General features: G+C 41.5%; 20 protein-coding genes. 13 read left to right on the top strand and 7 right to left on the bottom strand.

From position 1 onward, the window contains the following. The first annotated feature begins 88 nt into the window (after window positions 1-88). The 3 genes from ABMY35_RS07970 to ABMY35_RS07980 all read left to right on the top strand — a co-directional run bounded on the left by ABMY35_RS07970 (window position 89) and on the right by ABMY35_RS07980 (window position 1,968). Entirely contained in the window at window positions 89-184 is a 96-nt protein-coding gene (locus ABMY35_RS07970; RefSeq protein WP_349285700.1) for a helix-turn-helix transcriptional regulator, read from the top strand. A gap of 90 nt (window positions 185-274) precedes the next feature. Then, on the top strand, window positions 275-547 hold the full coding sequence (locus tag ABMY35_RS07975; RefSeq protein ID WP_349285701.1) for a hypothetical protein: 273 nt from the start codon (window positions 275-277) through the stop codon (window positions 545-547). Window positions 548-660: 113 nt separating this feature from the next. Continuing rightward, the gene (locus ABMY35_RS07980) at window positions 661-1,968 is read left to right on the top strand and encodes an amidohydrolase (RefSeq protein ID WP_349285702.1); all 1,308 of its coding nucleotides are present in this window, start codon (window positions 661-663) and stop codon (window positions 1,966-1,968) included. Window positions 1,969-2,021: 53 nt separating this feature from the next. On the opposite strand, the gene rluA is transcribed toward ABMY35_RS07980, so the two are convergent. From rluA to ABMY35_RS07995, 3 genes are all read right to left on the bottom strand, one after another. Next, the gene (rluA, locus tag ABMY35_RS07985; protein ID WP_349285703.1) at window positions 2,022-2,675 is read right to left on the bottom strand and encodes a bifunctional tRNA pseudouridine(32) synthase/23S rRNA pseudouridine(746) synthase RluA; all 654 of its coding nucleotides are present in this window, start codon (window positions 2,673-2,675) and stop codon (window positions 2,022-2,024) included. Window positions 2,676-2,798: 123 nt separating this feature from the next. Further along, complete coding sequence (locus tag ABMY35_RS07990; RefSeq protein WP_349285704.1) at window positions 2,799-4,667, bottom strand: methyl-accepting chemotaxis protein; 1,869 nt, start codon at window positions 4,665-4,667, stop codon at window positions 2,799-2,801. Between the two features lie 181 nt (window positions 4,668-4,848). Beyond that, entirely contained in the window at window positions 4,849-5,763 is a 915-nt protein-coding gene (locus ABMY35_RS07995) for a DMT family transporter (protein WP_349285705.1), read from the bottom strand. A gap of 225 nt (window positions 5,764-5,988) precedes the next feature. Between ABMY35_RS07995 and ABMY35_RS08000 the strand changes: the two genes are divergently transcribed. Both ABMY35_RS08000 and ABMY35_RS08005 read left to right on the top strand, forming a co-directional pair. Next, on the top strand, window positions 5,989-6,309 hold the full coding sequence (locus ABMY35_RS08000) for a response regulator (protein ID WP_349285706.1): 321 nt from the start codon (window positions 5,989-5,991) through the stop codon (window positions 6,307-6,309). After that, on the top strand, window positions 6,284-7,216 hold the full coding sequence (locus ABMY35_RS08005) for a hypothetical protein (protein ID WP_349285707.1): 933 nt from the start codon (window positions 6,284-6,286) through the stop codon (window positions 7,214-7,216). The genes ABMY35_RS08000 and ABMY35_RS08005 overlap by 26 nt, the downstream gene beginning before the upstream one ends. Window positions 7,217-7,242: 26 nt before the next feature. On the opposite strand, the gene ABMY35_RS08010 is transcribed toward ABMY35_RS08005, so the two are convergent. Together ABMY35_RS08010 and rapA are read right to left on the bottom strand one after the other, a co-directional pair. Further along, window positions 7,243-7,863, bottom strand: coding sequence for a hypothetical protein (locus ABMY35_RS08010; RefSeq protein WP_349285708.1), 621 nt, complete (start codon window positions 7,861-7,863; stop codon window positions 7,243-7,245). 234 nt (window positions 7,864-8,097) lie between these two features. Further along, window positions 8,098-10,992 carry an RNA polymerase-associated protein RapA gene (gene rapA / locus ABMY35_RS08015; protein ID WP_349285709.1) on the bottom strand — a complete coding sequence of 965 codons (2,895 nt, stop codon included), beginning with the start codon at window positions 10,990-10,992 and terminating at the stop codon, window positions 8,098-8,100. A 350-nt stretch (window positions 10,993-11,342) separates the two neighbouring features. On the opposite strand from rapA, the gene ABMY35_RS08020 reads away from it, so the two are divergent. The 5 genes from ABMY35_RS08020 to ABMY35_RS08040 all read left to right on the top strand — a co-directional run bounded on the left by ABMY35_RS08020 (window position 11,343) and on the right by ABMY35_RS08040 (window position 17,019). After that, window positions 11,343-12,743 (top strand): PhoH family protein, encoded by a 1,401-nt coding sequence (locus tag ABMY35_RS08020; protein ID WP_349285710.1) that lies wholly within the window; start codon window positions 11,343-11,345, stop codon window positions 12,741-12,743. 421 nt (window positions 12,744-13,164) lie between these two features. Continuing rightward, the gene (locus ABMY35_RS08025; protein WP_349285711.1) at window positions 13,165-14,031 is read left to right on the top strand and encodes an MBL fold metallo-hydrolase; all 867 of its coding nucleotides are present in this window, start codon (window positions 13,165-13,167) and stop codon (window positions 14,029-14,031) included. 222 nt (window positions 14,032-14,253) lie between these two features. Continuing rightward, entirely contained in the window at window positions 14,254-15,402 is a 1,149-nt protein-coding gene (gene yiaY, locus ABMY35_RS08030; RefSeq protein WP_349285712.1) for an L-threonine dehydrogenase, read from the top strand. Window positions 15,403-15,551: 149 nt separating this feature from the next. Beyond that, a complete protein-coding gene (locus ABMY35_RS08035) occupies window positions 15,552-16,349 on the top strand; it encodes a LytTR family DNA-binding domain-containing protein (RefSeq protein WP_349285713.1) in 798 nt (265 codons plus the stop codon). A 130-nt stretch (window positions 16,350-16,479) separates the two neighbouring features. Next, complete coding sequence (locus ABMY35_RS08040; RefSeq protein WP_349285714.1) at window positions 16,480-17,019, top strand: cytochrome b; 540 nt, start codon at window positions 16,480-16,482, stop codon at window positions 17,017-17,019. Window positions 17,020-17,065: 46 nt separating this feature from the next. Here ABMY35_RS08040 and ABMY35_RS08045 read toward each other — a convergent pair whose 3' ends face one another. Further along, on the bottom strand, window positions 17,066-17,833 hold the full coding sequence (locus ABMY35_RS08045; protein WP_349285715.1) for an NBR1-Ig-like domain-containing protein: 768 nt from the start codon (window positions 17,831-17,833) through the stop codon (window positions 17,066-17,068). 409 nt (window positions 17,834-18,242) lie between these two features. Here ABMY35_RS08045 and ABMY35_RS08050 point away from each other — a divergent pair, with 409 nt between their 5' ends. The 3 genes from ABMY35_RS08050 (at window position 18,243) to ABMY35_RS08060 (ending at window position 24,914) form a co-directional block, all read left to right on the top strand. Beyond that, complete coding sequence (locus ABMY35_RS08050) at window positions 18,243-18,749, top strand: hypothetical protein (protein WP_349285716.1); 507 nt, start codon at window positions 18,243-18,245, stop codon at window positions 18,747-18,749. A gap of 9 nt (window positions 18,750-18,758) precedes the next feature. Continuing rightward, window positions 18,759-18,974, top strand: a complete 216-nt coding sequence (locus tag ABMY35_RS08055) for a hypothetical protein (RefSeq protein WP_349285717.1) — start codon at window positions 18,759-18,761, stop codon at window positions 18,972-18,974. Between the two features lie 408 nt (window positions 18,975-19,382). Continuing rightward, a complete protein-coding gene (locus ABMY35_RS08060; protein WP_349285718.1) occupies window positions 19,383-24,914 on the top strand; it encodes a collagenase in 5,532 nt (1,843 codons plus the stop codon). Window positions 24,915-25,112: 198 nt separating this feature from the next. On the opposite strand, the gene ABMY35_RS08065 is transcribed toward ABMY35_RS08060, so the two are convergent. Next, window positions 25,113-25,499, bottom strand: coding sequence for a hypothetical protein (locus ABMY35_RS08065; protein ID WP_349285719.1), 387 nt, complete (start codon window positions 25,497-25,499; stop codon window positions 25,113-25,115). Window positions 25,500-25,554: the final 55 nt, after the last annotated feature.

Raw genomic sequence — 25,554 nt, forward strand, 5'->3', positions numbered from 1 at the left:
GATAAAATTTCGTGTCGGGTAAAAGTCTTGGTTGAGTTGCTGTAGTTTGTTCATAGTGACCTCGTTGGAAGCAAGGAAACAAAAAATAATGGTTTTAAAACAATTAAGAGTCAGTCGACACTTAACCCAAGAGCAGTTAGCCGAAATGTCAGGTCTCAATGTTCGTACAATTCAGCGAATTTAAAGCGGACATAATGCCAGTTTGGAATCATTAAAATGCCTTGCCTCTGTTTTGGAAGTAGATGTAGATACACTGCAACAAACGAAGTTAGATATGAAAACACAAGAAGAGTTATGGCAAGCTGCGCCACTGTGTGTCAGATGTTGGTTTGCTTTAAATTATCTCAATTTAACGCCGTCAAAACGTGTGACAGTTCGGGCGTTGTTTACTTGCCACATAAGTGGTTATTTATTCTGTTTACTAGGCTTAATAAGTCAGCCAGCATTGGCGGGCGGCATCATTATGTTAGGAGTCGGATACTTTTTTAACTTTTGTTTATGGCTAGGCAATAAGTACAGTATCTGGAGTGATGTAGAGCACACTTAATTCATTATGTGCTGTCAGTTTCTAAAGTGAGTATTAGACCAGTTGCTATTGGCGAAGAGTGACTGAAACTGATAAGTTTAATGCTCACTTATTACACAAGATAAATACAAAAAATGAAAAAACTGAATCTCAGCTTAGCCTTATTACTCAGTGCTAATATTCACGCCCTAGATTTAGATAAATCAGTTCAACAAAGTTTACCTAAACTCAATCAGCTTTATTTACACTTGCACCAGAATCCAGAGTTGTCCTATCAAGAAGAGCAAACAGGCAAACGTTTAGCCAAAGAGCTAGAGCTGCTTGGCTTTGACGTGACTAGCAATGTGGGTGGTTTTGGCGTTGTTGGTTTATATAAAAATGGCAACGGCCCAACAGTGATGATCCGCGCGGATACTGATGGTCTTCCTGTTATAGAGCAGACAGGTAAACCGTATGCGTCAAAAGTGAGAGTGTTAGATAAGCATAATAATCAGGTCGGTGTTATGCATGGCTGTGCTCACGATATTCATATGACCAGTATGATCGGTACTGCTGAACAGTTAATGCAGCACAAAGACCAATGGCAAGGGACGCTGATGATGGTTGCTCAGCCTGCTGAAGAAGTCGGAGGCGGTGCCAAAGCCATGATCAAAGAGGGGTTATTTAAGCAGTTTGCAAAGCCTGACTATGTGTTGGGTTTACACACCAGTGCATCGCTTCCTGCAGGGCAGGTAGCAATCGCACCAGGTTATGCTTTAGCAAACGTGGATTCGGTGGATATTTCAGTCAAAGGCAAAGGCGGACATGGTGCTTACCCAGATACCACAATCGATCCTGTGGTGTTAGCATCTCGCATTGTTTTAGGTCTGCAAACCATAACCAGCCGAGAAATTTCACCGCTTAAACCATCTGTCATCACTGTCGGTTCAATTCATGGTGGCTCAAAGCACAATATTATTTCAAATGAAGTGAAATTGCAGTTAACGCTACGCTCATATGATCCTGCGGTTCGCGAAAAACAAATTGCGGCGATCAAGCGATTAACTGCTGGCATTGCGCAAAGTGCTGGGTTAGAAGAGTCGCTTTATCCTGAAGTGGTGGTACATGAATCGGAGTCTATTCCATCAACTTATAATAACCCTGAACTTGCAACTCGTATGACAAAGAGCATTAAACAGGAGTTAGGAGACTCGCAGGTTGTCAAAGCTGAGCCTGTAATGGCGGGCGAAGACTTTGGTTTATTTGGCCGCACCGAAGAAAACATTCCAATTACCATTTTCTGGCTAGGTGGGGTTGAGCCAAGCAGCTATCAAGCCGCAATGCAAAGTGGTGAGCCCCTACCGTCATTACATTCGAGCAAGTTTGCACCAGATTATGAACTGGCAGTACTTACTGGTGTAAGAGCCATGACAGCGAGTGCTATTGACCTGTTTAAGCAGTAGTTTTTAATTCGTTAAAATATAAAATAGCCGCAAGATTACCTGCGGCTATTTTATTAAAAAGGCGCAGGAGTGGTAAAAGTCATCATCTCTTCAGTGCGAGGGTGCGCAATTTGCAACATCTCGGCATGCAGCTGTAAACGGTTCGCTGCTGCTAGTGCTTCATCTTTTGCATATAACCTGTCACCTAAAATGACATGACCCAGTGATAGCATATGTACGCGCAGCTGATGAGAGCGGCCAGTGATAGGTGTGAGTTTTACACGAGTTGCAGCCGCTTCATGCGCTAATACCTCAAAATGGGTGAGTGATGGCTTACCACTTTCATGACACACCATTTGCTTAGGTCTATTTGGCCAGTCACAGGTCAAGGGTAAATCAACTGAGCCTGTAGACTGCGCTAATTTGCCATGCACACGGGCAATATAATACTTATTGGTCAATCTATCTTGAAATTGAATGCTTAAAAAACGATGGGCTTCTTTGTGCATAGCTAGACACAGCACGCCCGAGGTTGCCATATCCAAACGGTGCACGATACGTGCACTCGGGAAAACACGGTTTACTCGTGCAATTGCACAATCAGCATGTTTCGGGTCTTTACCGGGCACTGTTAACAGCCCACTAGGCTTATTGATGACCAACATATCGTCATCTTGATACAGAATATCTAAATATGGGTCTAGTGGGGGAGCATAGTTAAGTAGCACAGTAATACCTCGTTTTTAGCAAGGGCGATATTCTACCCTAAGCAAGCAGCAATAAGCGAGTTAACTTCACATACAAAAACAGACCCAAAAGGGTCTGTTTAAAACTTTGGGGTTTGAGTGTCGCTATACCTTAAACTGTTCTAGCATATCTTCTTGATGAGCAATTTTATCAAACTGTGACTGCATGGTCTGGTCGACATTGGCAGCTTGAGAGAGCACAGTGTCTGAAATAATACGAATTTCAGATGCATTGTCATTAACATCAGTGACTACTTGCCTTTGTTCGTGCAGCATATTGGCAATTTGCATGTTTAAATCAACAATATGCGCAATTGAATCTCGTATCGCATCAAGGGCATGCTTGGTTTCATCGGCTTTACCTACCGTTGTTTGTACTACTTGCTGACTTTGTTTCATCACTTGTACGGCGCTCATGGCACCAGCTTGGAGTTGATCAATCATTGACTTGATTTCTGTAGTCGCTTCTTGTGTACGCTGTGCAAGTGTTCTTACTTCGTCAGCCACCACAGCAAAGCCGCGACCTGATTCTCCGGCACGGGCTGCTTCAATCGCCGCGTTTAGTGCTAGTAGGTTAGTTTGCTCGGCAATACCATTGATCACAGACAGAATTTGTTCAATACCACTTGTTGAGACTTCAAGCTCATTCACGACGTTAACAGCATCGCTTATTTGCTCTGACAATTGTGCGATTGAAGAGGTGGTTTCTGATACAACCTTTTGACCGTCTTGTGCTGCTGTATCTGTATTTTGAATCGCAGAAGCGGCCTCTTGGGCTGTGTTGGCAACACGCTGTTCAGTATCTGACATACTGGCTGTCGCTTCGACTAACGCACCTAACGCATTAACCTGACGCGAGATTTCTTGTCTAGATTGGTTTGCATCATTTGACGTTTGCTTCGCATCGGCAAGAATTTCACGACCTAGGCTCTGAATTTGCTCAATGATCCCTTGAAGACGAGTAGTGAATAAGTTGAAGTTTTCTGCAAGCTCTGCAAATTCAGGGTCGCTGTCTGTGTTCAGACGTACAGTTAAATCAGCATTGCCTTTTGCAATATTCGCCATCGCGTCATTTATGTCTTCGAGCGGTTTAAGCAGAATATTAATCACAATAGAAAGCAATACAACACCGATAATCACAAATAGAATAGTGAAAGTGATTGAGTCACTGGTTAAGTTATCAACCGCGGCAAATACTTTGTTTTTTTCTAGTGCCACGCCAACTAGCCAATCAAACCCTTCAACTTGTTGAAATACCAGAATGTGCTCTTTACCATTGAGTTTTATGCTTTGCATGGTTTGTTTGAATTGTGTGTTTCCTAAGAACTTTGAGGCTTTTTCACCATTTAATTTGCTATCAGGGTGAGAAATAATAGTCCCGTCTTTACTGACCATAAAGGCGAAACCTGCGTCAAATAAGTTGAATGAGTTAATCATATTACTGAGCTTTGCCAAGCTCACGTCAAAGAAAATAGCACCATGAAATTGACCTGACTTTTTAACCGGTGTGCCAATTGAAACGAGGATTTCTTTTGATACAGAATCAGCATATGGAGCAGTTACAATGAGTTTGCCTGCATTTTTTGCATCTTGATACCAAGGACGTTTTCTTGGGTCCCATGTCGGGCCGGGGTTCCAACTTGGGTTGCTGGCAACATATTTGCCCGTGCGCTCTTCACCATACCCTATCAAAATAAATTCTTGTTGCAGCTTCTGTTGACTTAGTAGAGGAGCCGCTTGTTTTAAGCTGCCTGTTTGCGCCACTAAATCAGTGGTGAGGCTAGCCAAATTCGCACTACCTTGCATTTGAGCTGTGACTGTGTTGCTGATCCCTTGAATAATTTCGGCCACGCTCTGTTCAACTTGTTTTTCAAGGTTACTTTTCAGCGAGAAGTATTGTTTTATAGACAGCACAGTCAGTGCAAGCAGTAAGACCAGTGAGGATATGACGATGATTTTGTGTTTAAACTTCACACATAACTCCAAAGGCCTGAGGCCAGTCATTTATTATTATTAAAGTTTTGATTTGTATCTGTTGATTTGTGAGTGATAACTCAGCGCAATCACTCACTTAGCTAAATGCTAAACCCTACTAAAGTCTAGGGTTTAAATGCATAAAACACAACCTAACTCAAAGAGTAAAATTAAAAGAGTTTTATTGTTTGCTGGTATTGATTAAATAGACAGCTGAAAGAGCCAGCGCGCCGCCAATAGCAACACTCAAAGGAATGGTTTCTCCAAAATACCAAACAGATAATCCCATTGCGGTTACGGGGACCACAAAGATAAATGAACTAGAGCGACTCGGCCCTATTTTTTGATTTGCCAAGAAAAACACACTCGTGGCAATACTGACCACAATCACAGACAGAAATAGCATATGGTTCCAATAAACTTCAGGATAGTGAGACATTGACGAAAGTGGATTTAAATCAAAGGCAAATATATAACTTAATATACTGGCCCATAAGTACATTAACGCGCTAAATGTCATAAAGTCAGCAAACTGTGTACCACGTTGGCTAGCAAGTGTTAGAAATGCCCATGAAAGTGCTGCGAGTACAAAAAATAAGTTACCAGATGCAAAAATCTGCTCGGTATCAAAATGCCAAACCTCAATCATCATCATGCCACCTGCAAGGCCTAATAACATACCCACGAGCTGCAAAGGCCTAAACGTTTGCTGATTAAAAATAGCAGCAAGCGCAAATGTCATAATGGGGTTTATGGTTGTAACCAGCATGCCGCCTTTACCAGGTAAACCGTCATGTAAACCTAAGAAGAACAACTGATTGTAACCGGCCAACAAAAGCCCTGCGGGTAAAGACCACAATAAAGCGGGCCTAGCAAAGCGCAAATCTACTAGTTTGAATCTTTTCACCAAAAAAAGAATGGGTAGCATACTAACGGTTGCCAAAGCCAGGCGATAAAAAACGGTGAGCTTTGCTGGGGCCATATCGGCAATGATTTTTCCTGAAATCCAACTCGCGCCCCAAAATAGCATTGCGGTCACGAGTGCGAGAATAACGGGTGCATCATTAGAATTTTCTGACTGCTGCAAAGAGTGCATGGTTTTCCTTTAAAGTCCTAATCTAGGCAATAACGTTTTATATCATACTTATTTCAGTTTTATTCGAAAAAGCGGATGAAAAACACTGGTTTTACCGAGCTTTTACAGGGCGATTAAAATGTTTGATCTAAGTCGTTTTAAGTATTAAATATATTGGTGTTTTTTTAGCCTTTTCAACTTCTATTTCTATACTTCAAATAATACAAGGTCAAAATGGTGAAAAACATGGATATCAAAGCACTCCTCATTGACGATGATAACTTTATTCATAAAGTGGTGAGAAAAGCAGCGGATGGGGTATTTAGTGTTTGTCACGCATACAACGGACCTGAATGCTTTGAAATAACTAAGGCTGAACAACCCGATGTGATTTTGCTCGATGTTGAAATGCCTGGCCAAAATGGTTATGAATGCTGCGAGGTCTTGAAGTCTGACAGTGCAACGAAAGAAATTCCAATTGTATTTTTGTCAGGAAAAACAACTTTAAGAGAGCGCATGCTAGGCTACGAGGCCGGTGCTGATGATTATCAACTCAAGCCTTTTTGATACCGTTGAATTAATTGCTAAATTGAAGGTGTCAGCCAAATATAAAACAGAGCGAGATTCAGTAAAAACAGAAATAAAAACGGCGCATAACACCGCGATGGATGTGATGACTGGCAATAGTGAGCTTGGCTTGGTGATGCGCTTTGTTGAAATGACCTATGGTATTCGCCAGTTAGATTCATTGGCAAAACAGTTGCTCGAAATAACGTTTAGCCTAGACTTGAAATGCTCAGTGCTGTTTGATTTTAATGGCAAGGCATTTACCTATTGCAGCTCAGGTTTACTGTCGCCCATAGAGCAAGAATTGCTAGAAAGCTGTCGAACTAATAAGCGGTTTATTGGTTTTGGTTGCCGTACGATTATCAATTATCCAAAAGTAACCTTACTTGTAAAAAACATGCCTTTAGACAGCCCTGAAAAATATGGGCGATTCAAAGATGTTTTGCCTACTGTTTTAGGTGCCACCGATGCCAAACTTAGATTGATGGAAACCAATGAACTCTTGCTGAAACAAGGCGAGAAAACCCATTTTGCTTTCACCAATATTCGCCATTCATTACAAGATCTTGCCAAGAGCTTACATGTTCACCAAGTAGATGCGGGAGACAGTATCGAACGCCTTGCCACGAGTATGCAATTTGAATTACCCAAGCTTGCGCTCGAACCAAACCAAGAAGAGTTTATCCTCGACTCTATCACTAACGCCTATGATGAGGTTTCTGAGCACTTAAGTAACTCAAACGAAGTGAATATTACGTTTGTGCACATTTTAAAAGAGATGAAATCACTAGTTGGAGATTTGGAAGGCGTGATTTCAGCAACCCAGCAAGACATCTGCTTTATGCAAGGTGCCGAGGTAGATATTGGCGATGAAGACGGCTATCAAATGGACGTGGAGCTATTTTAATGCCGCTCTGTCTATGCGTCGGGTTGCTATTCTGCGAGTAGATTATCTATATCATTGATGGCGTTTTGATAATGCATAATCATGAACGATTCTTGCGCGATGAGTTCTAAAAGTAAGTTTCTCATCAAATATAGCGTTTCTAGTAAATGCTCTTTCCTGACAGATTCTCTTGTGTAAAAAATATCGCCTAATCGAGCTAAAGTGGCTTCAATACTCAGAGCTTGTAAGCGATATAAAGTCGACAACAAAGATACTGTTTCTATGTGCATATTAGAAGAAATCCCCGATTGCTTAAGTGCATCCCAGGCGGAATTTCTTAACATATCTTGCACTAAACCGTTTGGCATCTGGTTTAGGATAAACTCCCGTTGTTTATTACTTTGCGAAAATTCGGGAGGATTATTTATGGCTGATTCAACTTTACTCAGCACTTGCTGGTGATATGGTTGCCATTGCTCTAATAAAGCTTTGTTTGCAGTTAATTCGGCTTTTATGAGTTGCAGGGCACGGACTTTTTCTTGATCTTTTTTAACTTGCGAATGCATTTCACTTAAAAATAAAGCCAATAGTACACTGAATACGATTAACCCAGATTCAAATAAAACTTTGATGATATTTGCCCGCGCTTTTTTTGTTTTAAAAATCATCGTCTACCCTTGAAGTTTAATGTCAACCCTATTTTAGTTAATAGGATTGTTAAAAGCATAATAAGGCTGTATCTAAATGGGGTAAATAGCAAAAAGATAAATTGACGATGAGAAAACATCAACTTTCAGGTAATACGGTTTAGTGGTGAGCTATGTAAGCGCTAATAAAAGTTTCGGAAGAAGTTTAAATAGAGAGGAAATGGAGGCCAGCCATTGACTGACCTCACAGGGAGTTTAGTGAGATACCACAATTAAGCGAATCGCATCGAGTTTCAATTGCGCTTTTTCAATAAATTCATCAAGCTGCGCTTTTTGCTTATCAAACACCTGAATTTCTTCATCACGAATATTCGGGTTGATGGCTTTAAGTGCCTCAAGGCGACCTTGCTCTTCGTTTAACGACGTTTGCATTTTTTCTTGTGCAGCCGCTTTTAGCATCAATAACTCGGCACCCGCTAATTCATTTGCTTTGTTAATGAGTGGGTGGATCGCAGCTTGTAAAGCATTTGCCAATTTACTACCCGTTTGGCGACCAACTGCCGAAAGTTGGTTGTTGAATGCATCAAAAGCAACATTCTCAGCTAAGTTATTGCCTGCTTTATCGAGTAAAACGCGAATTGGTGTTGGCGGTAAGAAGCGACCAACTTGCAACGCTTTTGGTGCAGAGGCTTCAGCAACAAAAATTAACTCAACAAAGAAGGTCCCTGCTGGAAGCTTTTTGTTTTTCAGTAGTGCTACAGACGCACAACCAAAGTCATCGTCACAGATCATGTCCATGGTGCCTTGTACCATAGGGTGATCCCAACTGATAAACTGGGCATCTTCTTGAGAAAGAGAGGTTGCACGATCAAATGTCACTGTAATGCCATCATCACGTAAACACGGGAAAGATGGGTTTAGCATATGCTCAGTTGGCTTCAAGATAATGGTATTTTCGCCTTTATCTTCTTGGTTTACACCAAACATATCAAACACATTGATCATGTAAGCTGGTAGTACAACATCGTCATCAAGTTGTTCAATTTCAGCGGCTAACGCATCTGATTTACCTTGACCACTCGAGTGCAGCTCTAATAAACGGTCACGACCTTGCTCCATTTGCTTACGCAGTTGAGCATTCTGTTTTGCAGCTTGCTCTAAAAGTGGGTCTAGCTCTTCTTCGTCACAGTTATGCTCACTGATAAACTCTAATAAGTCATCGCTGAACTCTTTGTAAAGAAGCTGACCTGTTGTGCTGGTGGTTTCGAATGCATCTAGGCCTTCATGGTACCAGCGCAATAACACTTCTTGCGCGGTATTTTCAAAGTAAGGCACATGAATATTGATGTCGAACTTCTGACCAATGCGGTCAAGACGACCAATACGCTGCTCTAACAAGTCTGGGTTGAGCGGTAAATCGAACAGTACAATGTTATGTGAGAATTGGAAGTTACGGCCTTCAGAACCAATTTCAGAACATAGTAATACTTGCGCACTGTCGTATTCGTCGGCGAAGTAAGCTGCTGCACGGTCACGTTCAACAATGCTCATGCCTTCGTGGAAAACGGCTGATTTAATGGCTTCGCGCTCACGTAAAATTTGTTCAAGGTTGATAGCAGTTTGTGCTTCGGCACAGATCAACAACACCTTTTCGTGCTTAAGTTCTTTGAGTTTGGCAATTAACCACTCAACTCGCGGATCAAAACCCGCCCAGCTACTACCAGCACCTTCAAACTCTTGGAAGATTTTTTCAGGGAACAGGGCGCGTAATGCAGATTTTTCAGGTGTTTGAATGCCACCCATATTGCCCATCACAGACATAGCTGTTTTGTATTGCTTAGGTAACTCAACCGGGTAGCTATGTAATTTACGGCTTGGGTAACCATCAATACCACTGCGGCTATTACGGAATAAAATACGACCTGTACCGTGGCGATCTAATAGCATCGACAAGATTTCTTGCTTTGCTGAGTCATCACCACTTTGCGCTTTGGCAAGTAATTCAGTGATGTCAGTTTCCTTTAACAGAGTCTGTAAAGTCGTCTGATTCTTTTCATCTAACTCGCCTTGCTGTAACAGCTGATTAGCGGCATCAGCCACTTCTTTATAGTGGCTTTCTTCTTCAACAAAAGCATCGTAATCGTAGAAGCGATCTGGGTCTAACAGTTGCAGACGAGCAAAGTGACTGTAGTGGCCAAGTTGGTCTGGCGTTGCTGTTAGAAGAATTAAGCCCGGAATATCTTGGCTAAGCTCTGCAATACGCAGGTATTCTGTACTTGGCTTTTCTTTAGTTACCGTTAAGTGGTGGGCTTCATCGATGATCAATAGATCCCAATCAGCCAAAGTGGCTTGTTCAAACCAGCGGCGTTTTTTAGTAATGAACTCAAGACTCACCAATACCAGTTGCTCAGTCTCGAATACATTTGGAGAGTCGGCAAATGCTTCGTCACAACGTTCTTCATCGAAGATAGAGAAGTACAAGTTGAAGCGACGCATCATTTCAACCAGCCATTGGTGCTGAAGGTTTTCAGGTACCACAATTAGTACTCGGCTAGCACGGCCAGTTAAAATTTGCTGATGTAAAATCATGCCTGCTTCGATGGTTTTACCCAAACCAACTTCATCTGAAAGCAAAACGCGTGGTGCGTGACGCCGGCCCACTTCATCTGCAATATATAACTGGTGCGGAATAAGGCTAGCACGTTGGCCAATTAGGCCTTTTAAATGCGATTGCTGACGGGTGAACTGGTGCTGCCATGTGTTATAGCGCAACGTGTAACGGTCGAATCTGTCAATTTGACCAGCGAATAAGCGATCTTGTGGCTTATTAAACTTAATAAAGTGGTCCAAAAACGTTTCTTTTAACGTGGTTTTTTCTTCTGTATCGAGGCGAATACCGTGATAGCTCAGAATGCCATTTTGTTCTTCAACGGTTTCTACCTCAAGTTCCCACTCTTCGACACTGCGAATAACATCACCGGGATTAAAAATTACACGGGTAACCGGTGCTTCTTGTACTGAGTAAACGCGGTTTTCTCCACTGGCAGGGAATAAAATCGTAAGCTGTCGCCCCTCTAAAGCTACGATGGTACCTAATCCTAAATCTGATTCAGTATCACTGATCCAGCGCTGACCTAAGGAAAAATTCATGTTTGTCTCGACTTAACAGAAAAAAGGCGGCTATGTTAACCGTAAGCAAGGGCCTATTCAATCTTGTTTCTCAGGCAATTTTATGCTTTTGAGGATCCATTAGCGCGCAGATAAATCATTGCCTTTTAAGATAGTCGAAATCTTCTGATTTAGTGAAGGGAATTGATCGGTGTATTGAGCTTTTGGTTTGAGCAAAATTCACGCCTTAAAGGTAAATACACTCTATTTCTGTCATAAAACAGACTTTTATGACAGATAGGCTAAACTTACAGTGTGGCCATGAGTTTTTGATGGCAACGTCATCAAAAGCCATGGCTGTCGCGGTATCAATGCAACGATAGGAAGATGCTATGGTAAAAGCTCAAGATGTCGATAAAAAAATGTACGTGCTCGACACTAACGTACTACTCCACGAACCCCTCGCATACCTCTCTTTCCAAGAACACGATGTAGTCGTCCCCATGACAGTGTTAGAAGAGCTTGATCATATTAAGGATAGAAAACGTGATGTAAGCCGTGATGCACGTGTTGCTATACGCGGTCTTGAAGATATTTTAAGAGATGCTTCTCCAGAACAAATGTTAGAAGGGGTGAAACTCCCAAATACAACTGGTGAGAACAACTCAGATAATTGTGGTCGCCTTGTGATCATCAACGACCATTTATTTCCTGATAATGTGTCTGGTTTGCCGGGTAATGAAAACGACCACAGGATCATTAACTGTGCCATTCATTTACAACAGCAACATAAAAAGACCAAGGTTGTACTGGTCACTAAGGACATTAACATGCGCCTCAAAGCAAAAGGGGCCGGGCTGAAGTTTGTAGAAGACTATCGAACAGACCAACTCATTGACGATATTAAATTGCTCAGCTCGGGATTTAAAAAGTTCCAAGGCGATTTTTGGCAAAGTGTTGGCGAATGTAGCTCAGAGCAGCAAGGTCGTTATACGCTGCATCATATTCCTAAAGAGCGCATTGAAGACGTTTTCAGCAATGAGTACATCGTTGATGAAACCGATCACTTTGCAGCGCGAGTGGTGGGATATGACGAAAATCACATCACCCTCAAAGATCTCGGAGTTGAGCGCCTTATGCACCAACAAGCTTGGGGCGTTTCACCGAAAAATATTTATCAAGGCATGGCATTTGATGCCTTGTTAGACCCAGAAATAGAGTTGGTCATTCTGACAGGTCCTGCTGGATGCGGTAAGACACTCCTTGCTTTAGCCTGTGCGTTGGAGATGGTGATTGAGAAAAAGGTCTATGACAAAGTACTTGTTACTCGTAATACGCCTGAAATCGCTGAGAGTATAGGTTTTCTTCCCGGCACAGAAGAAGAGAAAATGGCACCTTGGCTTGCAGCCATTACCGATACACTTGAGGTGTTACATAAAAATGATGAAAGCCCCATTTCAAGCCGTAACTATATTATGGAAAAGGCCAACATTCAGTTTAAGTCAGTAAACTTTATGCGTGGGCGAAGCATCCAAAATGCGGTGGTGATTTTAGACGAAAGTCAAAACTTAACCGCTTCTCAATTGAAAACCATTATTACCCGATGTGGTGAAGGCACAAAACTCATTTGTACGGGTAACTTGGCACAAATAGACAGTAATTATTTAACTCCAGTGACCTCGGGTTTAACCTACTTAGTTGAACGTTTCAAACATTTTGAAGGTAGCGCCACCATCAATCTGAACGGTGTGGTGAGAAGCCGTTTGGCGTCATTTGCCGAAGAAAATTTATAGTTTAATTAAATATTTTCCATTCAAATCAATGCTCACCTTGGTGGGCATTTTTTATAGCAGTTTTAAACAATCCTTTTATGTTTTTATTTCGTAGCTATATTTTGATACAGGCTGTTTTAGTATACCCAAACCACCTCAAGATACGAGGTTCAGCGAGAATTGATTGGCTGTCAGACAAGGCATTGATTTGAAGGTCTAGTGGTTCTAAATCGAAAACTGATAACGCAGTATGAAAGCCAATCAAACTCACCCAAGGGAGCGTGCTTTCAGTCCTATTTCATCGTCAAAGAACTTGGAAAGGACTCGTCATTACGCTGCGTCCTTTTCCTTGAACTAGAACAGAAGGCAGCGCTCTGAATCATGCATCTTTAGGAAGTTTGGGTATATAAGCAGTTAATAATAAAGAAAATTGAGAGTCATCATGAAAACAATATCGATTTTAATCGGGGCGTCTTTACTCAGCGCGTCATTCACAAGCATCGCAAACGTTAAGTTTAAGTTAGAGGCATTGTCTGAAAGCCTACATGTGCTTTATGGGCGAGGAGGCAATATTGCCATTAGCACGGGCGATGATGGCATTTACTTAGTAGACGACCAATTTGCCAAGCTCAGTGATGACATTAAAAAACAAATAAGCCAGTTAAAGCCTGGTGCGCCTGAGTTTGTGATTAATACGCATCACCATGGCGATCACACTGGTGGAAATGAAAACTTTGCCAAAGCAGGGAGTCATGTCATAGCGCATCATAATGTGTATGACCGCTTGAAAGAAAAGCATGGTGAAGGGTCTAAATATTTGCCTGTTTTAAGCTTCAGCCAAGATATGACACTTCATTTCAATGATGAACACGCGCAGCTTTGGCACTATGCTCATGCTCACACTGATGGCGATGCGGTCATTTTTTACAAGAATGCCAATGCAGTACACATGGGAGATATTTTCTTTAATCTAGGCAGTTTACCTTTTGTTGATGTCGACAGTGGTGGTTCGCTTGATGGCGTGATAAACGCGGTAGAACAAACTTTAGCGAGAATAGATAACGATACTAAAGTGATCCCAGGTCACGGCCCTGTAACTGATAAACAGGCACTTGAAGCGTATCGAGCATTACTGTTACAAGCTAAAAGTGCCATGGTATCAGCGATGAGCGGCGGCAAATTGCTTGAAGAGGTGCTTGTTGCAAAGCCGCTGTCAGTGTTGAATTTAACTTATTCAAACTGGTTACCAGAAGAGCGAGTGACCACTTTGTTTTATAGAAGTTTGAGTGCGCCACATCATAGACATTAATCGCTATTTGTTGTTATTTCTTACATCAGTGAAGAGATTACTTCGCTGATGTATTAGCCATCTATGGTTGTCTACTAAGCACTAAGACTAAAGTGTATGTCCCTAATTAAACACATTTGCTCTGGATCAATTCTTTGATTTTGTTCTGCTGTCACACATCATTGATGTAGTAAGAGTTCAGTATTAAGAGATCAAAATCTAATTGAATGGGAAATTCACATTATGACTTCAGCGTTTTATATTCCAACAGTAAATCTTATGGGTGCAGGTTGTTTGAAGGATGCCGCCGACAGCATTCAAGCACAAGGTTTCAAAAAGGGCCTTATCGTTATCGACCAAGTATTAAATAAAATTGGTGTTGTGGCTCCAGTGCAAGCTTTATTAACTGAACGTGACGTGCAAACGGCTGTTTTTGATGGCACGCAACCAAATCCAACCATTGGCAATGTTGAACAAGGGTTAAAAATCTTATCTGACAACCAATGTGATTTTGTTATATCACTGGGTGGTGGCTCTGCGCATGATTGTGCAAAAGGCATTGCATTAGTTGCCGCTAATGGCGGAAAAATTGCTGACTATGAAGGCGTTGATCAATCTGCAAAACCGATGTTACCGCTGATTGCAATTAACACCACAGCAGGAACCGCATCAGAAATGACACGCTTCTGTATCATTACCGATGAAGCGCGCCACATAAAAATGGCGATTGTTGATAAACATACTACGCCGCTTATTTCAGTCAACGACCCAGAGCTGATGTTAGCAAAACCAGCGTCATTGACAGCTGCAACGGGTATGGATGCACTGACACATGCCATTGAAGCGTATGTATCAATAGCAGCTACACCAATTACAGGTGCGGTTGCAATTAAAGCCATTGAATTAATCCAAGCCAACCTACGTGAAGCCGTGCAAAACGGCGGAAATATTGAAGCGCGAGAGCAAATGGCTTATACACAGTTTATGGCGGGGATGGCATTTAATAATGCATCGCTTGGCTATGTACATGCTATGGCACACCAATTAGGTGGTTTCTATGATTTACCGCACGGTGTATGCAATGCAATTTTATTGCCTCACGTTCAGCGCTTTAATGCTAAGGCTTGTCCTGAGCGATTAAAAGATGTTGCAAAAGCCATGGGTGTTGATGTGAGTGCTCTGACAGCAGAGCAAGGTGCAGAAGCGGCGATTGATGCCATCGTTAAATTAGCATCTGATGTGGTTATTCCTTCTGGTATTGATCAGCTAGGTGCCAAAGCTGATGATATTCCGACCTTAACTGAAAATGCATTGAAAGACGCGTGTGGCTTTACTAATCCAATTCAGGCTACTGCAGAGGAGATTTCAGAAATCTTCCGCGCTGCAATGTAATTAATAGAACGAATTTGCTTTTTAGATGTCGAAGCCTTGGTATATGTGCCAAGGCTTTTTTGTTTTGGGGGTTCGCTTTTACTTTTAGCTGAGGATTTTTTATCCTTGTGCTTTTATTTTCTAGCCGTTTCAAATTTCAGGGCCAAACTATGTTTAGTAAAATTGTAAAACTTAAAGATTATCAATTACTCACATTAGGTTGGTTAGGTATGCTATGTATGGTGTGTTTAAACTGTACAGTGCATAGTTTATTTATTGCTAAACAGCGGGTTGATATTGTTTCCTCTATTTTCTGGTCATTGCAAGAGTTCGGTATTTGGTTACTGATCACGCCGTTTATTTGTTTTGCTCTACAGCGCAGTATGAAATTAAAACAATTAATCATAGTGGGTTTTTTCGCGCTTACATGCGTGTTAACTGTAAACACGAGCCTTGATGTTTTAATAGAGCAGACTGCATGGCAAGAAAGCCTTTTCTATAATTGGCATAAACATGCCATTGCTTATTTGGCCATCGTCACTTTAGTGCATTTTAAAAGCCGGTTTGTCGATGTAAATAGGGCTCAAAGTAGCGACTCAGTTGCTCAAACGTCTCGATTATTTGTTAATCAAAAAGCGGAAGAAAAAACAGAGCTACAAAGGTTGCAAATAGAAGAGTTTGATATTGCGTTTGCCGATATTTACTTTGCAAAAGCCGCGGGCAATTATGTTGAGTTACATACCAAGCAAGGTATGTCACTGGTTCGCACAACCATGAAAGAGTTAGAAAACAGCTTACCTGCTCAGGCTTTCTATCGCTGCCATCGCTCTTACCTTGTCAATCTTTCTCATAGTGCAAAGCTAGTCAATGCGCGCTCGGGTCATGGTCTATTGGTGCTCAATAACGACATTGAAGTGCCAGTCAGTAAAAGTAATCGTTCAACAACCAAAATGCTCTTAGGCCTTTAAAAATAAAGGCTAGGGACGAATGGATGAATAACCTTTTGTCCCAAACCTTATGAGTTCGTCACATAGAGCTGGGTTGGGTAGAATCAATTTTATATAGTTTTCATCATCAAAATTCTGAGGAGAAAACAATATGAATAAGCCGTCACTTACTCTAACGACTCGCTTACTACACTGGTCGGTTGCGCTCACTATGCTAGGTTTGATTAGTGTGGGTTATTACATGGTGAACTGGGAAGTATGGTCCTTGTATCCTATTCACAAAGCGCTAGGTGTTATCGCGCTATTGTTAGTATTACCACGTGCAATTTACCGTATTAAAAAAGGCTTCTTACCTGCTGATGACAATGCATCAGAGGCACTTAATAAAGCCATTCATTTCGCCCATTGGGGTTTACTAATAGGTACCTTGTTAATGCCAATAAGCGGTATGCTTTACTCAGGCTTTGGCGGGTACGGTATCGATGTGTTTGGTCTGACTTTAGTGCCAAATAACTATACAGAGAATGGCGCAGTACCTTTCAATGAGACTATTTTTGTAGTTGCTAAAGCTGCACATTCTTATATTGCTTATGCGTTAACAGGTCTGATTGCATTACATATGCTGGGTGCCATTAAGCATCATGCGTTTGATAAAGACACGACATTACTGCGCATGTTAGGCCGTGCTTAATTAAGGATTATTATAATCCTCAAATCAGTTCTATGTGTGGTTGAAGTTATAGCTTTTCTTCGACCACATGAACAATACTATAAAGTCCTTGTTTGTCAGGAAAGATCAAATTTTCATGTGCATCGACCATCTTCCAATCGGTCCGACAAGTACCCGGGTACTTTGGTGTGGTGAACTCAATAGAAATATCTATGATTTCACCAGATTCTACTGTAGGCAGGGGAATGCTATCTCTTGAGTAGCATAAGTTAGGGTCCTGAGGCGTGATACGTTTTAGATGTTTTTCTTTCCAAGGTACGGTGCCAATATTTTGCACCCGCCAAGTTTTAGTAAAACGCGTGTTAATAGGAATAGGTGTTCCATCTGGAATAGTGACGTCTTTAATAAACTTGGTTGCAAAGCCTGTTTTTAGTTCAATCTTTTCATTCTTACTATCTGAAATATAAGCATAAAAATAATATGGCGACGCTGTTAAACAGATCAAACTAACTAGCCATATTACATAGCTAAGTAAAGTCTTAGGCTTTAATTTTCTCACTATAGCGGGCAGCCTAACAGCATTAAGGTTATTGTTTTCAGTCGATACTTTTATTTGCTCATCAGCTTTATTTGCTTGCAACAGCGCTGCGAATTCTTCTTCGCTTATCTCTAAAACGGCCATTAGTTTAGTTTGCAAACTTTCACTTGGCGTACGTTGGCCATCAAGAACTTTATAAAAGTGAGAGCGACTGCATTCGCACAGGTTAACGATTTGTTTTATGGTTAGTCCTTTTGTCTCCGAGACACGCTTTACCTGGCGTCTAAGTGGTGTCATGCTTATTCCTTTTTGGGACTTTTTAGTACTTTAAGTTTTTTGTCTCTGAGACAATTTTTCCATTGTACATAAAAAAAGCAAGGCATAGAGTGTGTTGTAGGATTTTTGTAATACAAAATACTTATAAAGCATAACAATAACGCTAGCCCTAACGCCAAGTAAGAAATCTAAGACAATGAAATGGTTAAAGCACTTTTGGTTTTATCTAGTCAAACCTCGTCGTACGTGTGAAGAGTGTACTCTGATATTTAAGCCAAAACAGAGTAATGCTCGGCTTTGTGAAAAGTGCCAAGCGCGGAGAAATGAGGTAAAGCAATGAACTTTATCGAGAGAGTAGATAGGTTATAAAAACCTCTCGAAATTGTGGGAGTTGATTATACTAGTTAATAACTACTTTTTTAGAGACGGAATGATGAGACGAGCATGTCTTGTTTTTTCATTAGTTATATCGACCTGCTCATTGGCTAAGCCATTTAATGTGGTAACAGGCATTGATAGACCGCCATATTCTATACAAAATGCAAGGTTAGGCTTTGAAATAGAGTTGCTAAATGCGGTGCTAGACAAACTTGTAGAGGATCATGAGTTTGTGATTGCGCCCTACGGCAGGTCGATAAAAATACTAGATGTAAAAAACATAGATGCTATGACAACTGCAAGTATTTCTATTTATCACGATTCTGGAAAGCTTAGCTTACCCTATATTCAGTATCAGAATGTCGCTGTGACCTTAAAAAGCGCAGATTTAAAGCTTGAATCAATCAATGACCTAGGGCGCTTTTCTATCGCTACCTTTTTAAATGCTAAAACGATTTTAGGAGACACCTTTAACCAAGCAGTTTCAAAGTCGAGCCAATACACCGAATTATCTGACCAGTCTCTGCAATTACACATGCTTAGAAAGAATAAGGTCTAAGTCTTAGTAATGGATATCAATATATTTAATTACTTCAATAAGTTTCATGAACTTGAGGTTGATATTCATCGGATCTTCCCGCTTACCCCCTACGGGCTTCTTGTTAAAGAAAATGCTTTTAAAACCCGTTTTGATCATGCTCTACAGCAATATTTACATTCCGACGCCTACCTTACGTTAGCCAACAAATGGTCTATTGACCCTAATCTATTAATAAAGCAGTAAAAATAAATTGCATTTAGTATGCACCCTCTTTTTCTTATAGAGTAAGTTATGCTTTTAATCTGGTTTTACCAGTTTCTTTTAGATAACTTTTTCGATAAAAGTCTTTTTCTGTTTACAAAGTTTCACACTTTGTTCATTTCTATTTAAATCTATTTAAATCTATTTAAAACAGATTATTAGCGTTATTTGTGAAGTGGGTTTTTATGATGGTTTATGTAATAAAAGGTTCATTTAGTTTACAAAGTTGTAAATATAAATAGAATTTATTGCATACAATATTCCTTATTGTATTTGGGACTGACTTTCGTGCAACTTGAGTCAGTCTTTTTTTTTGCGTCAGATCAGCTGGTTATTGGCTTAATCCGTTTCCAACGCAATGGTAGTAATTGATTATCTGGAAGTAGAAGTATGATGTATAAATCTAAAAAGTTGTTTGTAGGAGCAAGCTTATTAGCTGTTTCTACCTTACCAACTTACGCCTCTGCAGCCGCTATGTGCGGTGCAACGACAACAACAGGCAATGCTTTAACACTTGGTCAAGCTGAGTGTATTTCAGGAAATGGACTTTATTTCTATGTAGATATTGAGCAGGATGGCACACCACTTAACATTTCCACTTCTGGTGGCATTGGCGAGGCCGATATTCTCGTAAATACAGGAAGTTGGGCAACTTCTAGCTCCCACATTGCGCGAACACAAGAAGCGGGCACAAACGACTCTTTAAAAATTACAGCAAACAAAGGTCGTTTATATATCAGCGTGTTTGGGCTTCATGAACAAGTACAATTGTCTTTGACTAAAGCAACGTTAGATGAGCAACCGGCTACAGATAAATGCCTTGAAGCAAGACAACAAAGTGGCGAAATAGCCTTGAATGAAGCGTTATGTATTGGTGGTAATGGCCTTTATTATTATGTTGATGTACCAGAAGACAACACTGAGTTAACAATTGAAACTCAGGGCGGTGAAGGCGAAGCGGATATTTTTGTCAACAACAGTGGTTGGGCAACACGTAGTAGCTATACTGCTTTATCTGCGAATACTGGCACCAATGAAACATTAAAAGTGACGGCTAATAAAGGGTTATTTTACGTCAGTGTAATGGGCCAAAATGATGGCGTGAACTTCTCTGTTAAAACAGGTACTACCACCCCAGATTCAGTAAACCCAACAGATCCTGCAACGGCAGACTTTGTGGTTGTAGAGCCAGTTGTGATGTCTATACCGGCTGCAGCGATTAATTCAAAAGCAGAATTTAGCTCAGATGTTGAGCAGATCATTGCCTCTACTTGGGCGCAGTGGGGCGAGATTTCAGCAAACTCTCCAGGTGTAGTCGCGGATGTTGCTAAAGCCATTCATTTCCTTGCTCAGCAAGATGACATAAAAGACAAAGACCTAGATACATTACTGTATTTTTTGCGTAACTTTGCGGCAAATGGTGACTTTACTCAGTTTAGCCAAGCTGATGCTAAGTTAATCAGTGATGCGCTTCATGCGGTTGCTATGATGACGGAGTTTTATACCACAGGTGCGCCGGCTGGCTTAATCCATGAAAGCTATGCAACTGCTTTAATTAATTTAACCACAGCCGAAGGCGCACAGTTTATTACTGAGCAATTACCACATTTAATGGCACTGACTCAGTTTTATGCGGGTTTATCTAACCCATATGTAAACGACAATTTTGGCTATAGCACCAATCAAATCTTAAAAGCATTTTATGATTTAGCTTACATTGGTAAGCAAAACGCGGTAATTAAAGCGGCATTTAATGAGCATATGCTTGCCGTGATGTCTGTGCTTCGTAGTTATGCACTAGGCGAAACAGGCTTAGATATGCGCTGGAATGCAGATGCAGATCGCATGTGGATCATGCCGCACGAGTTTTTAGCGTTAGGTCATGTTGCCAACCTGGCGGAACCTGCTGTTCAGGCGCGTATTGATGGTATTGTGAAGGAAATCTTCGACGTAACATCGGCACAAGTTGACGCAGAGGAAGTGAAGAAGAAAATCACAGAAAGCTACCTTGAAACCGTGAATCGAAGCTGTGACAGTAGCGATGCACTGAACGGTTATTGTTCTGTGCCTAAAAAGGTGGAAGATATCTTAACCATTACCTACCAATGTAATGACGCTATTACTATTCGTGCACAAACAATGACAAACCAGCAACTTACAACAGCATGTAGCAAGATGGCTGATGTAGGCACGAATTTCCACCAGTTCTTTAATACCAATATGCAGCCGGTGAGCAATGATAACAACACCAAACTTGAAGTGATTGTTTATGCAACACCTGAAGACTATGAAGCATATGGTTATCAATTTTTTGGTCATAATACCAATAATGGTGGTATTTACCTTGAAGGTGATCCGAGTGTAGCGGGCAATATTCCGCGTTTCCATGCAATGCAATGTCCACAAAGCTGGGTTGGCTTTTCATGTGACACAGCAGGAGAAGTCTATAACTTAGAGCATGAATACGTTCACTATTTAGATGGTCGTTACAACTTATATGGCATGTTCGCACACCATAATAATACGGTTTCTTGGGCCGAAGGGTGGGCTGAGTTCTTAACCAAAGGTCAATATAACAAGCGTAACTTTGATGCCATTGCGGGTAAGACTATTCCGTCACTGCGCAGTATTTTATTCATGGAATATGGGTTTGATAATTTGTATCCATGGAGCTACTTAACCATGCGCTACTTGGCTGAAAACCATAAACAAAGTGTTTTGGCGCTTTCAAATGCATTGAAGTTAAGTGGCAGCACGCAGTTTGAAACACTACTGGCCCAAATTGCGACAGACCATAATGATGACTTTATCAATTGGATGGTTGCAAACACCGATGCGGTTGCACCAGGCTTACTACCAGACCCTGTTGCAGGTGTATTCTCTGGTTGTGAGTTATTAACCACTTATGAGCGCGGCACAGCAAAAGCAAGTGTTTCAATTACTAACCCGTATGCTGAGCCTGTGACTTTGTATTGGGTGAACCCAGCAACAGGAACAGCGGATTTAGCTAACCCATATGCAACCTTGAGTCATGGCGAAGTATATAGCGCCGATTTTTGGTCTCAAGGCGACCGTATGGCGGTGATGGATAGTCAAAATACCTGTTTAGGTGTGGCGGCGCTCACTGAGCTAAACAGTGATTATGTCATCACGCAAGCTATGCTACCAATGACAGATTCTGGCACAGATAATGGCTCTGGCACAGACAATGGTTCTGGTACAGACACTGGTTCTGGTAAAGACAATGGTTCTGATACAGACAATGGTTCTGGCACAGACAATGGCTCTGGCACAGACACTGGTTCTGGCACAGACAATGGTTCTGGCACAGAGACTGGTTCTGGTACAGACACTGGTTCTGGTACAGATACTGGCTCTGGTATAGATACTGGCTCTGGTAAAGGTGAAAACCCTTGGACGCCAATTGCGAACTGTCCAAATACTGAAACAAACAGTGCCTATGACATCGCAATTAATGAAAAGATCTGTATGACGGGCTCAGCGCCTAAGTACTTCACAATGACAGTACCTTGGGATGCTTCAACCGTTACTATCGGTCTTATGGGCGGTGAAGGTAATGTAAACCTATATGTGAACAATGATAGTAATGCTTGGCCGACGTCTGCTGCAGCTGATTTATCGAGTACCAATGCTGGTACATCTCAATCAGTTCAGTTTACTGCCAATGCAGGCCAGCAGATCATGCTTCAGCTTGATGGCCAGTTTACTGGGGTGACTTTCCATGCCTTAGTGCAAAGTAATGAGCAAGGTGGTGGCAACACAGATCCAACACCAACCGATCCAAATGACCCATTTGTAAATAACCACCCAGAGTTAAATGATGGCTTACCTGAAGATGAGTCTCGTTTCTTAGGCTTAGATGGTCAGGCTTTGGTTGAGCGTATTATGGCGTCTAACCCGCAACATGTGGGTGCCGTATTCAACATTAAATCGGGTCAGGCGAGATACTTATTCAGCGAATCTAATATGATGTCGGTGATCAGTGAGTTACGTCGTCAAGCGCGTATTATTGATGAGTACAATGCTTATAAAGTACAAGGTTTAATTTACTTCTTACGTGGTGGGTTATTTGTACAGTTCTTTAATCCAGATCTTGTGCCTGCATACTCTTCATCTATTGAAGTAAACCTAAAAGCGGCAATGCAGGACTTATTTGCAAGCGCTGGCATTTACGGTGAGTCAAACGACCAAGCATTGGCATTACAAGAGCTATTAACGCTAACTGACTCAGCTGAGAACCGTGCGCCATTCTACGATAACTACATCAATATTTTAGAGATGTTTGATGAAACATGGGCGGCTAAGCGAAGCCGAATGGCGGCTGCTAATGCCATGATGACCGCGTTTTTCCGTGCTTCACAAGCAGCGCCAAATGGTGATCCAGATTTCATCGCGCGTATGCAAGATGGCCGTTTACTAGATACCATGTATCGCTTCCAACGTGATAATCGTTATTTACTGCAAGCAGACGATAACTACTTCATTAAAAATGTGGTGAATGAGCTTGCGCGTTTCTTAAGTGTGCCGTCATTAAAAGATCAGGTTAAGCCAATGGTTAAGAACATTTTGGCATCAACCAGTCAGTATGATGAAACCGCGCCGTTATGGGTAAAAGCAGGCAGTATGGCAGATACATTTGACCGTCAAGATTGTGGTTACTACGACATCTGTGGCTTTGCATATTACTTAGAAAAAGAAACCTTAAAGTTTAACTATCAGTGTTCAGATACATTAAAGATCCGTGCTCAGCAGATGTATAACGATCAAGCTCAGTGGATCTGTGAAGTATTAGGTCAGCAGGAAGCGCATTTCCACAATGTATTAAAGACGTATAACATCCCTGTGGCAGATGACTATAACGATGCACTTGAACTGGTTATTTTCAACTCGTCAGAAGATTATCGCGACTATGCCGGCACATTCTTTAACATGGATACCAACAATGGTGGTATGTATTTAGAAGGTGCGCCGAATGATCCGAATAACCAAGCGCGTTTTATTGCTTATGAGCAAAATGGTGATGACTATTTCCACGTATGGAACCTACAACACGAGTATGTTCACTACTTAGATGGTCGCTTTGATTTATACGGTGATTTTGCACAGGGCTTAACCGCTGCTACAACTTGGTGGACAGAAGGTTTAGGTGAGTACATTGCATATCAAGACGGCTATAACCATGCAATCAATGTTGGCCAAGCGGGTAACGTAGCACTGTCTACTATTTTCACAAACACCTATGAGTCTGGCCAAGAACGCATCTATCGCTGGGGTTATTTAGCCGTACGCTTTATGCATGAGCGCCATTCAAGTGATGTGGCACAGATCCTAACTTACTTACGTAGCGGCGAGTATCAAGCTTATCAGCAATACATTGATGACATTGGTACACGTTATGACAACGAGTTTGCAAATTGGGTTGCGTCATTGGCTGAAGGTGTAAGCGGTATTGTTGAAAGAGGCCCAGATGATTCGGTGGCTGTAAATTCAGGTGATACTGGTAACTGGGCAGGCGAGCCAGAAACGATTGATACCGATTTCACGCCATGTATGGCAACGGATGCAGCAAACGAATTTGACCCAAGTAACAACCAGTTAAGTAAAGGTGTGACAGTGGTGGAATGTATTTCTCCAAGTTCATCGAGTGCAAACTTTGTATTTTCTAATTCAGGCTCTGAGCCACTGACGCTGCGTATTACCACTGAAGGTGGTTGGGGTAATCTAGATATCCTATACAAAGGCGGTAACTGGCCAACACGCAGTGACTACACAGCTAAATCGGGTGGTCACGGTAATACAGAATCGATTGACCTACAAATCGATGCCAATGAACACTGGCACTACTTCTCTCTTGATGGTCAATTTGGCGGCGCCAAGATGACGGTGGAGATTGTAGAGTAACCCTACAACAGAAGTAAAAATCAGTTTCATTATTTGATACGTCCCTAAAGCCACTCGCAAGAGTGGCTTTTTTGTTTTCAGTATATTAGCGGGGCAAGGCCGCTTTTAATTTCAGTTTGCAAAGCGGTGAGAGAGTGCAGTAAAAAAACAGGCATAAAAAAAGAAAGCATATGCTTTCTTTTTTTGCTTAGTTTGTATTTAAAAATTAGCGCCGGTTGGCGGTATTTTACCATTATGTGTTTTAGGCCTTTGATGGTGTTCATGGCCGTGTTCAAGCTTTTCGTTATGGCCATGACGATTTCTGGTTTGATGATTCGGCTGCAGTGGTGGAGCTGAAATATTGGGGCTTACAGGTGCAGCTTGCATCGCCGGTGCCTGTACATCAGCTGTTTTGTGCGCCATCGCAGTAATTGGCTGCTTTAACTGTGCTTCTTGCGTTGGTAGTGAACTGGGTGGCGCATTTTCCGTATGCTGACTAGTTAATACAGGAGGCTTTAATGGTACTTCTTCTGGTTGCGAATTATGCGTGAAAATAATGATGCTAGACACCGCCATTAACGCAATAGGAATGACAATTTTATTCATACGTCACCTCTGGATATTGTATACATTAAACTTATCACTTCAATAGGTCTAAACC

This window comes from Pseudoalteromonas sp. BZB3, from assembly GCF_040104455.1.
In the GTDB taxonomy this organism is placed as follows: domain Bacteria; phylum Pseudomonadota; class Gammaproteobacteria; order Enterobacterales; family Alteromonadaceae; genus Pseudoalteromonas.

What these genes read in the sequence shown, in the direction of transcription:
- ABMY35_RS07970 (WP_349285700.1), top strand. Translation starts at nt 89, where the DNA reads ATGGTTTTAAAACAATTAAGAGTCAGTCGACACTTAACCCAAGAGCAG.
- ABMY35_RS07975 (WP_349285701.1), top strand. Translation starts at nt 275, where the DNA reads ATGAAAACACAAGAAGAGTTATGGCAAGCTGCGCCACTGTGTGTCAGA.
- ABMY35_RS07980 (WP_349285702.1), top strand. Translation starts at nt 661, where the DNA reads ATGAAAAAACTGAATCTCAGCTTAGCCTTATTACTCAGTGCTAATATT.
- ABMY35_RS07995 (WP_349285705.1), bottom strand. Translation starts at nt 5,763, where the DNA reads ATGCACTCTTTGCAGCAGTCAGAAAATTCTAATGATGCACCCGTTATT.
- ABMY35_RS08000 (WP_349285706.1), top strand. Translation starts at nt 5,989, where the DNA reads ATGGATATCAAAGCACTCCTCATTGACGATGATAACTTTATTCATAAA.
- ABMY35_RS08005 (WP_349285707.1), top strand. Translation starts at nt 6,284, where the DNA reads ATGATTATCAACTCAAGCCTTTTTGATACCGTTGAATTAATTGCTAAA.
- ABMY35_RS08010 (WP_349285708.1), bottom strand. Translation starts at nt 7,863, where the DNA reads ATGATTTTTAAAACAAAAAAAGCGCGGGCAAATATCATCAAAGTTTTA.
- rapA (WP_349285709.1), bottom strand. Translation starts at nt 10,992, where the DNA reads ATGAATTTTTCCTTAGGTCAGCGCTGGATCAGTGATACTGAATCAGAT.
- ABMY35_RS08020 (WP_349285710.1), top strand. Translation starts at nt 11,343, where the DNA reads ATGGTAAAAGCTCAAGATGTCGATAAAAAAATGTACGTGCTCGACACT.
- ABMY35_RS08025 (WP_349285711.1), top strand. Translation starts at nt 13,165, where the DNA reads ATGAAAACAATATCGATTTTAATCGGGGCGTCTTTACTCAGCGCGTCA.
- yiaY (WP_349285712.1), top strand. Translation starts at nt 14,254, where the DNA reads ATGACTTCAGCGTTTTATATTCCAACAGTAAATCTTATGGGTGCAGGT.
- ABMY35_RS08035 (WP_349285713.1), top strand. Translation starts at nt 15,552, where the DNA reads ATGTTTAGTAAAATTGTAAAACTTAAAGATTATCAATTACTCACATTA.
- ABMY35_RS08040 (WP_349285714.1), top strand. Translation starts at nt 16,480, where the DNA reads ATGAATAAGCCGTCACTTACTCTAACGACTCGCTTACTACACTGGTCG.
- ABMY35_RS08045 (WP_349285715.1), bottom strand. Translation starts at nt 17,833, where the DNA reads ATGACACCACTTAGACGCCAGGTAAAGCGTGTCTCGGAGACAAAAGGA.
- ABMY35_RS08050 (WP_349285716.1), top strand. Translation starts at nt 18,243, where the DNA reads ATGATGAGACGAGCATGTCTTGTTTTTTCATTAGTTATATCGACCTGC.
- ABMY35_RS08055 (WP_349285717.1), top strand. Translation starts at nt 18,759, where the DNA reads ATGGATATCAATATATTTAATTACTTCAATAAGTTTCATGAACTTGAG.
- ABMY35_RS08060 (WP_349285718.1), top strand. Translation starts at nt 19,383, where the DNA reads ATGATGTATAAATCTAAAAAGTTGTTTGTAGGAGCAAGCTTATTAGCT.
- ABMY35_RS08065 (WP_349285719.1), bottom strand. Translation starts at nt 25,499, where the DNA reads ATGAATAAAATTGTCATTCCTATTGCGTTAATGGCGGTGTCTAGCATC.